Annotated in this window: 2 protein-coding genes; both read left to right on the top strand. The window is 50.9% G+C overall.

Annotated features, from left to right (window positions below; genetic code table 11):
- Positions 1–7: 7 nt before the first annotated feature.
- Positions 8–10,759 carry a surfactin non-ribosomal peptide synthetase SrfAB gene (gene srfAB, locus EFK13_RS02175; RefSeq protein ID WP_407062066.1) on the top strand — a complete coding sequence of 3,584 codons (10,752 nt, stop codon included), beginning with the start codon at positions 8–10 and terminating at the stop codon, positions 10,757–10,759.
- A 36-nt stretch (positions 10,760–10,795) separates the two neighbouring features.
- Positions 10,796–14,623, top strand: a complete 3,828-nt coding sequence (gene srfAC, locus EFK13_RS02185) for a surfactin non-ribosomal peptide synthetase SrfAC (protein WP_129506727.1) — start codon at positions 10,796–10,798, stop codon at positions 14,621–14,623.
- Positions 14,624–14,648: the final 25 nt, after the last annotated feature.

Below are 14,648 nucleotides of genomic sequence, written 5' to 3' on the forward strand. Positions count from 1 at the left end.
GTGGCATATGAGCAAAAAATCGATTCAAAAGGTGTACGCACTGACACCGATGCAGGAGGGAATGCTGTATCATGCGATGCTTGATCCGCATTCTTCCTCGTACTTCACACAATTAGAGCTTGGGATTCACGGTGCTTTTGATCTTGAAATCTTTGAGAAAAGCGTCAATGAACTGATTCGGTCATACGATATTCTCCGTACGGTATTTGTGCACCAGCAGCTGCAAAAACCGCGTCAGGTTGTATTAGCGGAACGCAAAACAAAGGTGCACTATGAAGATATCAGCCATACGGACGCAGACCGCCAAAAAGAGCACATTGAGCGCTATAAACAAGACGTGCAGCGCCAAGGCTTTAACCTGGCAAAAGACATATTGTTCAAGGTGGCGGTTTTCCGTCTTGGTGCAGATCAGCTGTATCTGGTCTGGAGCAATCACCATATTATGATGGACGGCTGGAGCATGGGCGTACTCATGAAAAGCCTGTTCCAAAACTACGAAGCCCTCAGAGCAGGCCGGACACCGGCAAACGGTCAGGGCAAGCCATATTCCGATTACATCAAGTGGCTTGGGAAACAGGACAATGAAGAGGCGGAGAGCTACTGGAGCGAACGCTTGGCGGATTTTGAGCAGCCGAGCGTGCTCCCGGGCCGCCTGCCTGAGAAAAAAGACGAATACGTCAATAAAGAATATTCATTTACATGGGACGAAAAACTGGTTGCCCGCATTCAGCAAGCCGCGAACCGCCATCAAGTGACAGGGCCCAACCTGTTTCAGGCTGTTTGGGGCATCGTGCTCAGCAAATACAACTTTACGGATGATGTGGTCTTCGGCACGGTCGTATCGGGCCGGCCGTCTGAAATCAACGGAATTGAAACGATGGCGGGGCTTTTTATCAACACCATTCCGGTGCGGGTAAAAGTTGATCGAGATGCTGCTTTCGCTGATATTTTTTCAGCTGTTCAGCAGCATGCAGTAGAGGCGGAGCGTTACGATTACGTGCCGCTCTATGAGATTCAAAAACGCTCGGCCCTTGATGGCAATCTCTTGAACCATCTGGTCGCGTTTGAAAATTATCCGCTTGACCAAGAGCTTGAAAACGGCAGCATGGAAGACCGCCTCGGGTTCTCTATCAAGGTAGAAAGCGCATTTGAACAAACGAGCTTCGATTTTAACCTGATTGTGTATCCGGGCCAAACGTGGACCGTCAAAATCAAATATAACGGAGCTGCCTTTGACTCCGCTTTTATCGAACGGACAGCGGAGCACCTCACCCGCATGATGGAAGCGGCTGTCGATCAGCCGGACGCTGTTGTGCGTGAGTACGGGCTTGTGGGAGGCGAAGAGCAGCGGCAAATTGTCGAGGTATTTAACCAGACGAAAGCCGAACTTCCTGAAGGCATGGCCGTTCACCAAGTGTTTGAAGAGCAAGCGAAGCGGACGCCGGCGAGCACTGCCGTCGTATATGAAGGAATCGAGCTGACATATCGTGAGCTGAATACAGCGGCAAACCGTCTGGCAAGAAAGCTCATCGAACAAGGTCTGCGAAAAGGGGAAACGGCCGCGATTATGAACGATCGCTCAATAGAAACCGTTGTCGGCATGCTGGCTGTGCTAAAAGCAGGCGCCGCCTATGTGCCGCTTGATCCCGCGCTTCCTGAAGACCGTCTTCGTTTCATGGCGGAGGACAGTTCGATTCGAATGGTATTGGCCGGAAAGACGTATGCGGAGCAGGCGCATCAGCTGCAAGTGCCGGTTCTTACACTGGACAGCGGCTTTGAAGAGAGCGAAGCGGCTGACAATCTCAATCTGCCATCCGCCTCGTCTGATTTGGCATACATCATGTACACATCCGGTTCGACTGGCAAACCGAAAGGCGTCATGATCGAACATAAAAGCATCTTGCGCCTCGTCAAAAATGCCGGGTACGTTCCTGTCACTGAGGAAGACCGCATGGCGCAAACAGGAGCTGTCAGCTTTGATGCTGGCACTTTCGAGGTATTCGGCGCGCTGCTGAATGGCGCAGCGCTTTATCCGGTCAAAAAAGAGACGATGCTTGATGCGAAACAATTTGCAGCATACCTGCGCGAGCAGAGAATCACGACGATGTGGCTGACTTCACCGTTATTTAACCAGCTCGCCGCAAAGGATGCTGGCATGTTCGGCACACTGCGCCATTTAATCATCGGCGGAGACGCACTCGTGCCGCATATTGTCAGCAAAGTGAGACAGGCATCACCGTCGCTTTCATTGTGGAACGGATACGGCCCGACAGAAAACACGACGTTTTCAACAACTTTTCTGATTGACCGCGAGTACAGCGGCTCTATTCCGATCGGAAAGCCTATCGGAAATTCGACTGCCTACATTATGGATGAGCAGCAGCGCCTGCAGCCAATTGGCGCGCCCGGCGAGCTTTGCGTCGGCGGAATTGGTGTAGCGCGAGGGTATGTGAATCTGCCTGAGCTGACGGAGAAGCAATTTCTCGAAGACCCGTACAGACCGGGTGAAAGGATTTATCGCACTGGCGACTTGGCAAGATGGCTGCCGGACGGCAATATCGAATTTTTAGGCAGAATCGACAACCAAGTGAAGGTACGCGGCTTCCGAATTGAGCTTGGCGAAATTGAAACAAAATTGAACATGGCAGAGCATGTGACAGAGGCTGCCGTGATCATCCGCAAGAACAAAGCAGACGAAAATGAAATCTGCGCGTACTTTACGGCGGACCGTGAAGTGTCTGTGAGCGGGCTGAGAAAAACACTGTCCCAATCTTTGCCTGACTATATGGTTCCTGCCCATTTGATTCAGCTGGACAGCCTGCCGCTCACGCCAAACGGAAAAATCAACAAAAAAGAACTGCCTGCGCCTCAATCAGAAACCGCGCAGCCGGAGTACGCAGCGCCAGAAACAGAGAGTGAAAAGAAATTAGCGGAGATCTGGGAAGGGATACTCGGCGTCAAAGCAGGCGTTACCGATAACTTCTTTATGATCGGCGGCCATTCTTTGAAAGCGATGATGATGACGGCGAAAATTCAGGAGCATTTTCATAAGGAAGTACCGATTAAAGTGCTTTTTGAAAAGCCGACCATTCAAGAACTGGCGCTGTATTTGGAAGAGAACGAAAGCAAGGAGGAGCAGACGTTTGAACCGATCAAGCAAGCACCTTATCAGCAGCATTATCCTGTATCCCCGGCCCAGCGGAGAATGTATATCCTCAATCAGCTTGGACAAGCAAACACAAGCTACAACGTCCCCGCTGTACTTTTGCTGGAGGGAGAAGTAGATAAAGACCGGCTTGAAAACGCGATTCAGCATTTAATCAACCGGCACGAAATCCTCCGTACATCGTTTGACATGATCGACGGAGAAGTTGTGCAAACCGTTCATAAAAACATATCGTTCCGGCTGGAGGCTGCCAAGGGACAGGAAGAAGACGCGGAGGAAATGATCAAAGCGTTCATTCAGCCGTTTGAATTAAACCGCGCGCCGCTCGTCCGTTCGAAGCTTGTCCAGCTTGAAGAAAAACGCCACCTGCTGCTGATTGATATGCATCATATTATCACTGACGGCAGTTCAACAGGCATACTGATCGGCGATCTTGCCAAAATGTATCAAGGCGCTGATCTAGAGCTGCCGAAAATTCACTATAAGGATTACGCTGTGTGGCACAAAGAACATGCCGATCATCAAAAAGATGAAGCATACTGGCTCGATACCTTTAAAGGAGAGTTGCCGATTCTTGATCTGCCGACGGATTTCGAGCGTCCTGCTGAACGGAGCTTTGCGGGAGAGCGCGTGATGTTCGGGCTTGATAAGCAAATCACGGCTCAAATCAAATCACTCTTGGCAGAAACCGATACGACAATGTACATGTTTTTACTGGCGGCGTTCAATGTGCTCCTTTCTAAGTACGCGTCACAGGAGGATATCATTGTTGGTTCGCCGACTGCGGGAAGAACACATCCTGATCTGCAAGGTGTGCCGGGGATGTTTGTCAACACGGTCGCACTCAGAACGGCGCCTGTGGGGGATAAAACCTTTGCGCAATTCCTTGAAGAGGTCAAAACAGCAAGCCTTCAAGCCTTCGAGCACCAGAGCTATCCGCTTGAGGAACTGATTGAAAAACTTCCGCTTACAAGGGACACAAGCCGAAGTCCGTTGTTCAGCGTGATGTTCAACATGCAGAACATGGAGATTCCATCATTGAGATTGGGAGATTTGAAGATTTCTTCGTATTCCATGCTTCATCACGTGGCGAAATTTGATCTCTCCTTGGAAGCAGTCGAGCGTGAAGAGGATATCGGCCTAAGCTTTGACTATGCGACTGCCTTGTTTAAGGACGAGACGATCCGCCGCTGGAGCAGCCACTTTGTCAATATTATCAAAGCAGCGGCGGCTAATCCGAACGTTCGGCTGTCTGACGCAGATTTGCTTTCACCAGCGGAAACGGCTGCTTTGCTTGAAGAAAGACATATGACGAAAATTACTGAAGCAACCTTTGCAGCTCTTTTCGAAGAACAGGCGCAGCAAACACCTGATCATCCTGCGGTGAAGGCTGGCGGAAAACGGCTGACCTATCGCGAGCTTGATGAACAGGCGAACCAGCTGGCACATCATCTTCGCGCGCAAGGGGCGGGGAGTGAAGACATCGTCGCGATTGTCATGGAGCGGTCAGCTGAAATCATGGTCTCGATTCTCGGCGTCATGAAAGCGGGGGCGGCATTCCTGCCGATTGATCCTGATACACCTGAAGAACGAATCCGCTATTCACTAGAGGACAGCGGAGCGAAAATAGCGGTCGTGAACGAAAGAAACATGACGGCTATCGGGCGGTACGAGGGAACAATCATCAACCTTGACGACAAGGGATGGAGAAATGAGAGTAAGGAACGCCTATCACCGATCTCAGGATCCCGCAATCTTGCTTACGTCATTTATACGTCCGGTACGACCGGGAAGCCGAAGGGTGTGCAGATCGAACATCGCAATCTGACAAACTATGTTTCTTGGTTTAGTCAAGAGGCGGGCCTGACGGAAACTGATAAGTCTGTATTGCTTTCGTCTTACGCATTCGACCTGGGCTATACGAGCATGTTCCCTGTGCTTCTGGCGGGTGGTGAGCTTCATATCGTGCAGAAGGAAACCTATACAGCGCCGGATGAAATAGGACGCTATATCAAGGAGCACGGGATCACTTATATCAAACTGACGCCGTCTCTGTTCCATACGATGGTGAACACAGCCAGCTTTACCAAAGAGCCGCACTTTGAATCCCTGCGCTTGATTGTTTTGGGAGGAGAAAAAATCATTCCGGCTGATGTGCTCGCCTTCAGCAACGTCTATAGACATACCGAATTTATCAATCACTACGGTCCGACAGAGGCAACGATCGGCGCCATCGCCGGACGGGTTGATCTGTCTGAACCGGACGCATTCACGAAACGCCCGACAATCGGACAGCCGATTGCGAATGCCGGCGCGCTTGTCTTAAATGAAGCATTGAAGCTCGTGCCTCCGGGAGCGAGCGGACAGCTCTATATCACGGGACAGGGGCTTGCGAGAGGTTATCTTAACAGGCCGCAGCTCACAGCCGATCGGTTTGTAGAGAATCCATTTTCGCCGGGCAGCCTGATGTACAAAACCGGAGATGTTGTACGGAGACTTTCGGACGGTTCGCTTGAATTTATCGGACGGGCTGATGATCAGGTGAAAATCCGCGGCTACCGCATCGAGCCGAAAGAAATTGAAACGGTCATGCTCAGCCACAGCGGAATTCAAGAAGCGGTAGTCCTAGCGGTTTCTGAGGGCGGGCTTCAAGAGCTTTGCGCGTATTATACAGCGGATCATGCCATTGAAAAAGCAGAGCTCCGGAATCAGCTTTCTCAAACACTGCCGTCTCATATGATTCCTGCCTTCTTTGTACAGGTTGACGCCATTCCGCTGACCGCAAACGGAAAAACCGATAGAAACGCATTGCCGAAGCCGAACGCGGCACAATCCGGAAGCAAGCCCTCAGCAGCACCGGAAACAGCGCTTGAGAAGAGCCTATGCCGCATTTGGCAGAAAACGCTTGGCATAGACGCGATCGGCATTGATGACAATTTCTTCGATTTAGGCGGCCATTCATTAAAAGGAATGATGCTCATCGCCAACATTCAGGCCGAATTGGAGAAAACCGTACCGCTTAAAGCGCTGTTCGAGCAGCCGACTGTTCGCCAGCTGGCTGCTTATATGGAGGCATCGGCAGTTTCGGGCGGCCATCACGTGCTCAAACCGGCTGACAAACAAGAGATGTATCCATTGTCATCCGCGCAGAAACGGATGTATGTACTGAATCAGCTTGACCGTCAGACGATCAGCTACAACATGCCATCTGTTCTTCTGATGGAAGGTGAGCTTGATCTTTCGCGTCTGCGCGATTCACTCAATCATCTTGTGAACCGCCACGAGTCACTGCGGACGTCATTTACAGAAGCCAACGGTGAGCCTGTTCAGCGCATTATGGAGGAGGCGGCGATTGATCTTCATGTGTTTGAAGCGAAGGAAGACGAAGCGGATCAAAAGATCAAGGAGTTTATCCGTCCATTCGACTTAAACGATGCACCGCTTATTCGCGCGGTTTTACTTCGAATAGAAGCGAAAAAACATTTGCTGCTTTTGGATATGCATCATATTATCGCAGACGGCGTTTCAAGAGGTATTTTTGTAAAAGAATTAGCACTGCTTTACAAAGGAGAACAGCTTCCGGAGCCGGCGCTTCATTATAAGGATTTCGCCGTTTGGCAAAATGAAGCTGAGCAAAAGGAACGGATGAAGGAGCATGAGGCGTACTGGCTTTCGGTTCTTTCAGGCGAGCTGCCGGAGCTTGATCTTCCGCTCGATTACGCCCGTCCGCCTGTACAAAGCTTTAAAGGGGATACGGTGCGTTTCCGTACGGGAAGCGAGACGGCAAAGGCGGTAGAAAAACTGCTCGCCGAAACCGGAACGACCTTGCACATGGTGCTTCACGCTGTTTTCCACGTCTTTTTAAGCAAAATTTCCGGACAGCGGGATATCGTCATTGGCTCTGTTACCGCCGGCCGGACGAATGCCGATGTCCTAGACATGCCGGGAATGTTCGTCAATACGCTTGCCTTAAGAATGGAAGCGGAAGAACAGCACACCTTTGCAGAGCTGCTAGAGCGAGCGAAGCAGACGAACCTGTCAGCGCTTGAGCATCAGGAATACCCGTTTGAGGACCTGGTCAATCAGCTTGATCTTCCTCGGGATATGAGCCGAAATCCATTGTTTAACGTAATGGTGACGACAGAAAATCCTGATAAAGAACAGCTTACATTGCAGAATCTAAGCATTTCACCTTACGAGTCCCATCAGGGAACGTCTAAGTTTGATCTGACATTAGGCGGATTCACTGATGAAGACGGCATCGGCCTGCAGCTCGAATATGCGACTGATCTGTTCTCGAAAGAAACGGCTGAGAAGTGGAGCGAATACGTTCTGCGTTTACTAAAGGCTGTAGCGGAAAATCCGAACCAGCCGCTTTCCAGCCTGTCGCTCATCACTGAAACAGAAAAACAAACGCTTCTCGACGCATGGAAGGGCAAAACGCTGCCTGTGCCGACAGACAAAACCGTCCATCAGCTATTCGAAGAGACGGCTCTGCGCCACAAAGACCGCCCGGCTGTCACGTATAACGGGCAGTCATGGACGTACGGCGAGCTGAATGCCAAGGCGAACCGCCTTGCCCGGATTCTGATCGACTGCGGCGTCCGTGCGGATGAGCGTGTCGGCGTTCTCACGAAGCCGTCGCTGGAAATGTCCGCCGCGGTGCTCGGCGTCTTGAAGGCGGGAGCGGCGTTTGTGCCGATTGATCCTGATTATCCGGATCAGCGGATTGACTATATTTTACAAGACAGCGGCGCGAAGCTTCTCTTGAAGCAGGAGGGCCTTTCAGTTCCGGATAGCTTCTCGGGAGACGTCATTCTTCTCGACGGGGATCGCACGATTCTAAGCCTGCCGCTTGATGAAAACGACGAAGAAAACCCGCTTACAGCTACAAAAGCGGAGAACCTCGCGTACATGATTTACACGTCGGGAACGACCGGACAGCCGAAGGGTGTCATGGTCGAGCACCATGCGCTTGTCAACCTGTGCTTCTGGCATCACGACGCGTTCAGCATGACAGCGGAGGACTGCAGTGCGAAGTACGCGGGCTTCGGATTCGACGCTTCCATTTGGGAGATGTTCCCGACTTGGACGATCGGCGCCGAGCTTCACGTCATTGATGAAGCGATCCGCCTCGATATCGTCCGCCTGAATGACTATTTCGAAACGAACGGCGTGACGATTACATTCCTGCCGACGCAGCTGGCGGAACAGTTCATGGAGCTTGAGAACACATCACTGCGCGTATTGCTCACAGGCGGAGACAAGCTGAAGCGTGCGGTCAAACAGCCGTACACGCTCGTCAACAACTACGGGCCGACAGAAAACACAGTCGTCGCTACAAGCACTGAGATCAATCCGGAGGAAGGCTCGCTTTCCATCGGGCAGGCGATCGCCAATACGAGAGTGTACATTCTCGGTGAGGGCAATCAGGTGCAGCCGGAAGGCGTAGCCGGGGAGCTTTGCGTGGCGGGACGCGGACTGGCGCGAGGCTATCTGAATCGAGAAGACGAAACCGCGAAGCGGTTTGTCGCTGATCCGTTTGTACAGGGTGAACGCATGTACCGCACCGGCGATTTGGTGAAATGGGTGAACGGCGGCATCGAATATATCGGACGGATCGACCAGCAGGTCAAGGTCCGCGGCTACCGGATCGAGCTGTCGGAAATCGAAGTCCAGCTCGCCCAGCTTTCTGACGTTCAGGATGCGGCGGTGACAGCCGTCAAAGACAAAGGCGGCAATACAGCGATTGCGGCATATGTGACACCGGAAACAGCTGACATAGAGGCGCTCAAATCAGCACTGAAGGAAACCCTGCCGGATTACATGATCCCGGCGTTCTGGGTGACGCTAAACGAGCTTCCGGTTACGGCAAACGGCAAAGTAGACCGCAAAGCCCTGCCTGAGCCGGACATCGAAGCGGGAAGCGGAGAATACAAAGCGCCGGCAACCGACATGGAAGAGCTGCTTGCAGGCATCTGGCAGGATGTGCTCGGCGTTCCGGAGATCGGTGTCAGCGACAATTTCTTCGCAATGGGCGGAGATTCCATCAAAGGAATCCAAATGGCGAGCCGCTTGAACCAGCACGGCTGGAAGCTGGAAATGAAAGACCTCTTCCAGCACCCGACGATCGAGGAGCTGACCCAATACGTGGAGCGTGCCGAAGGCAAACAGGCGGACCAAGGCCCGGTGGAGGGTGAAGTCATCCTGACGCCGATTCAGCGCTGGTTCTTTGAAAAGAACTTCACGAACAAGCACCACTGGAACCAATCGGTGATGCTTCACGCCGCGAAGGGCTTTGACCCTGAACGGGTGGAGAAAACATTGCAGGCGCTGATCGAGCATCATGACGCGCTCCGCATGGTTTACCGTGAGGAGAACGGAGAGATCCTGCAAGCATATAAACCAATCAGCGAAAGCAAAGTCAGCTTTGAAATCGTGGACCTGTACGGCTCCGATAAAGACATGCTGAAAAGCCAGATCAAGATTCTAGCGGACAGGCTGCAAAGCAGTCTCGATCTCCAAAACGGACCGCTTCTCAAGGCGGAGCAATACCGGACGGAAGCTGGCGACCACCTGCTAATCGCTGTTCACCATCTCGTAGTCGACGGCGTGTCATGGCGGATTTTGCTTGAAGATTTTGCTTCAGGCTACATGCAGGCTGAGAAAGAAGGGAACATTGTCTTCCCGCAAAAAACGAACTCCTTCAAGGATTGGGCGGAAGAACTGGCGGCATTCAGTCAATCAGCGCATCTTTTACAGCAGGTTGAATACTGGTCGCAAATTGACGCTGAACAGGTTTCTCCTGTGCCGAAGGATTACGAAACAGAGCAGCGGATCGTCAAGCATACATCAGCTGTCCTCAGTGAATTAACGGAGGAAGACACCAAACATCTCTTAACGGATGTCCATCAGCCATATGGAACGGAAATCAATGATATTCTTCTCAGCGCGCTCGGTTTGACCATGAAGGAATGGACAGAAGGTGCCAAAATCGGCATTAACTTGGAGGGACACGGACGGGAGGACATCATTCCGAATGTGAATATCTCCAGAACGGTCGGTTGGTTTACGGCGCAATATCCTGTTGTGCTCGACATGTCTGAAGCGGATGCATCAGCCGTGATCAAGTCAGTCAAAGAAAACCTGCGCCGCATTCCGGACAAAGGTGTAGGCTACGGCATTCTCCGTTATGTCACAGAAACAGCGGAAACAAAGGGCTTCACGCCAGAGATCAGCTTCAACTATTTGGGCCAGTTCGACAGTGAAGTGAAAACAGACTTCTTTGAGCCGTCCGCTTTCGATATGGGGCGCCAAGTAAGCGAAGAATCAGAAGCGCTGTACGCTTTAAGCTTCAGCGGCATGATCAGAAACGGCCGGTTTGTGCTTTCTTGCTCTTACAATGAGAAGGAGTTTGAAAGAGCTACGGTCGAGGAGCAAATGGAACGGTTTAAAGAAAATCTCCTGATGCTGATCCGCCATTGCACGGAAAAAGAAGACAAGGAATTCACGCCGAGCGACTTCAGCGCCGAAGACCTTGGAATGGACGAAATGGGCGATATCTTTGACATGCTTGAGGAGAATTTAAAATAAAACGCAAGGGAATTACAGAAGGCGGGAGCGAAGCATATGAGTCAATTTAGCAAGGATCAGGTTCAAGATATGTATTACCTATCGCCGATGCAGGAAGGGATGCTGTTTCATACCATCCTGAATCCCGGCCAGAGCTTTTATCTTGAACAGATCACGATGAAAGTAAAAGGCGGCTTGAATATCAAATGCCTTGAAGAAAGCATGAATGTGATCATGGACCGGTACGATGTATTTCGTACCGTGTTCATTCACGAAAAAGTAAAAAGGCCGGTCCAAGTCGTATTGAAAAAACGGCAGTTTCATATAGAAGAAATCGATCTGACACACTTAACGGGCAGCGAACAAGCAGCCAAAATTAATGAATACAAAGAACAGGATAAGATCAAGGGCTTTGATTTGACGCGGGATATCCCAATGCGGGCAGCCATTTTCAAAAAAGCTGAAGAAAGCTTTGAATGGGTGTGGAGCTACCACCACATGATTTTGGACGGATGGTGCTTCGGCATCGTTGTGCAGGACCTGTTTAAGGTATACAATGCCCTGCGCGAACAAAAGCCATACACCCTGCCGCCGGTCAAACCATATAAGGACTACATCAAGTGGCTTGAAAAGCAGGATAAACAAGCATCACTGCGTTACTGGCGAGAGTACTTAGAGGATTTTGAAGGACAAACGACGTTTGCGGAGCAAAGAAAGAAACAAAAGGACGGCTACGAGCCGAAAGAATTGCTCTTCTCACTGCCAGAGGCGGAAACAAAGGCGTTTACCGAGCTTGCAAAATCGCAGCATACCACTTTGAGTACGGCGTTGCAGGCAGTTTGGAGCGTATTGGTCAGCCGCTATCAGCGGTCTGGCGATTTGGCCTTCGGCACAGTCGTTTCCGGGCGTCCCGCGGAAATCAAAGGTGTTGAACATATGGTCGGGCTGTTTATCAACGTTGTCCCGAGACGGGTGAAACTGTCTGAGGATATCACATTTAACGGTTTGCTCAAGCAGCTGCAGGAGCAATCGCTTCAGTCTGAGCCGCATCAATATGTCCCGCTCTATGACATCCAAAGCCAGGCCGATCAGCCAAAACTGATTGACCACATCATTGTCTTTGAAAATTATCCGCTTCAGGATGCAAAAAATGAAGAAAACAGTGAAAATGGCTTTGAAATGGAGGATGTACATGTTTTTGAGAAGTCGAATTATGATCTCAATCTGATGGCTTCTCCGGGGGATGAGATGCTGATTAAGCTTGCCTATAATGAGAATGTGTTTGATGAGGCATTTATTCTGCGCTTGAAATCGCAGCTTCTCACAGCGATTCAGCAGCTCATCCAGAAGCCGGATCATCCTGTCAGCACGATCAGCCTCGTTGACGACAAAGAGAGAGAGTTTTTGCTTACCCGATTAAACCCGCCAGCTCAAACTCATGAGGCAAAGCCTCTGACGGACTGGTTCAAGGAAGCGGTGAACGTTCATCCTGATGAGCCGGCGCTTACGTATTCCGGCCAGACTCTTTCCTATCGCGAATTAGATGAGGAAGCAAACCGCCTTGCGCGCCGTTTGCAAAAGCAAGGTGCGGGCAAAGGCTCCGTTGTAGCGTTGTACACAAAGCGCTCGCTTGAACTTGTGATTGGCATTCTCGGAGTATTAAAAGCGGGAGCGGCTTATCTTCCGGTTGATCCGAAGCTGCCGGAAGACCGAATCTCGTATATGCTGACTGACAGTGCGGCAGCCTGTCTGCTGACACATGAGGAGATGAAAGAACAAGCGGCTCAGCTGCCGTATACAGGAACAACGCTCTTCATTGATGATCAAACACGGTTTGCAGAACAGGCAAGCGATCCTGAAATCGCGATTGAACCCGACGCTCCGGCGTATATTATGTATACGTCCGGCACAACCGGAAAGCCGAAGGGCAATATCACCACTCATGCCAATATTCAAGGATTGATCAAGCATGTAGACTACATGGCATTTTCTGAAAAAGATACGTTCTTATCTGTTTCGAATTACGCCTTTGACGCATTTACCTTTGATTTCTACGCTTCAATATTGAATGCGTCACGTCTCATAATCGCAGATGAACAAACGCTGCTTGACACAGAACGCCTAACCAATTTGATTCAACAGGAGAATGTCAATGTCATGTTTGCGACAACCGCACTATTTAATCTTCTCACAGATGCGGGAGAGGATTGGATGGAGGGACTTCGCTGCGTGTTATTTGGCGGAGAGCGCGCGTCTGTGCCTCACGTCAGAAAAGCGCTGCGGATCTTGGGGCCGGGCAAGCTGATTAACTGCTACGGGCCGACTGAGGGAACGGTGTTTGCGACAGCTCACGTCGTGCGTGATCTGCCGGATTCCATCTCCTCATTGCCGATCGGAAAGCCGATCAGCAATGCCAGTGTATATATACTCAACGAGCAGAACCAGCTTCAGCCATTCGGAGCTGTCGGCGAACTGTGCATCAGCGGAATGGGTGTGTCAAAAGGGTATCTAAACCGTCATGACCTGACGAAGCAAAAATTTATCGCGAACCCCTTTAAGCCGGGAGAAACGCTTTACCGCACAGGGGATTTAGCACGCTGGCTGGCGGATGGAACGATTGAATACGCCGGCCGTATTGACGACCAGGTCAAAATACGCGGACATCGGATTGAGCTAGAAGAAATCGAAAAACAGCTGCAGGAATACCCGGGTGTGAAAGATGCAATTGTTGTTGCGGACCGCCATGAGTCAGGAGATGCATCAATCAACGCCTACCTCGTGAACCGGACGCAGCTTTCAGCTGAGGACGTAAAGGCGCACCTGAAAAAACAGCTTCCTGCTTACATGGTGCCGCAAACCTTTACTTTTCTAGAGGAGCTTCCTTTAACGACAAACGGTAAGGTCAATAAACGGCTGCTGCCAAAACCGGATCAGGCTCAGCTGGCGGAAGAATGGGTCGGGCCCAGAGACGAGATGGAAGAAATGATCGCACAAATCTGGTCCGAGATTCTCGGAAGACAGCAAGTCGGCATTCATGATGATTTCTTCGCGCTCGGCGGGCACTCCTTAAAGGCGATGACCGCCGCTTCACGCATCAAGAAAGAGCTCGCGATTGATCTTCCGGTGAAGCTTTTGTTTGAAGCGCCTACGATCGCCGGCATTTCAGCGTATTTGAAAAACGGAGGCTCAGATGGATTGCAGGATGTAACCATCATGAATCCCGATCAGGAGCAAATCATTTTCGCATTCCCGCCGGTCTTGGGCTATGGCCTCATGTATCAAAACCTGGCCAGCCGCCTGCCGTCATATAAACTGTGCGCCTTTGATTTCATTGAGGAGGAAAACCGTCTTGACCGCTATGCGGATTTGATCCAGAAGCTTCAGCCGGATGGGCCTCTGACATTGTTCGGGTATTCGGCGGGCTGCAGCCTGGCGTTTGAAGCTGCTAAAAAGCTTGAGGAACAAGGGCGCGCGGTTCAGCGGATCATCATGGTGGATTCCTATAAAAAACAAGGTGTCAGTGATCTGGACGGACGAACGGTTGAGAGTGATGTCGAGGCGCTGATGAATGTCAACCGTGACAATGAAGCGCTCAACAGCGAAGTCGTCAAACAAGGCCTCAAGCAAAAAACACACGCCTTCTACTCATACTACGTCAACCTGATCAGCACAGGACAGGTGAAAGCGGATATTGATCTCTTGACATCTGATACTGATTTTGACATGCCGGAATGGCTTGCATCGTGGGAAGAGGCCACAACAGGTGCTTACCGTGTGAAAAGAGGCTTCGGAACACACGCTGAAATGCTGCAAGGTGAAACGTTAGATAGGAATGCGGAGATTTTGCTCGAATTACTTAATACACAAACCGTAACGGTTTCTTAAACGAAGTGATGAAAGGAGGAGACGG

The sequence above is a fragment of the Bacillus cabrialesii genome, assembly GCF_004124315.2.
GTDB lineage: Bacteria > Bacillota > Bacilli > Bacillales > Bacillaceae > Bacillus > Bacillus cabrialesii.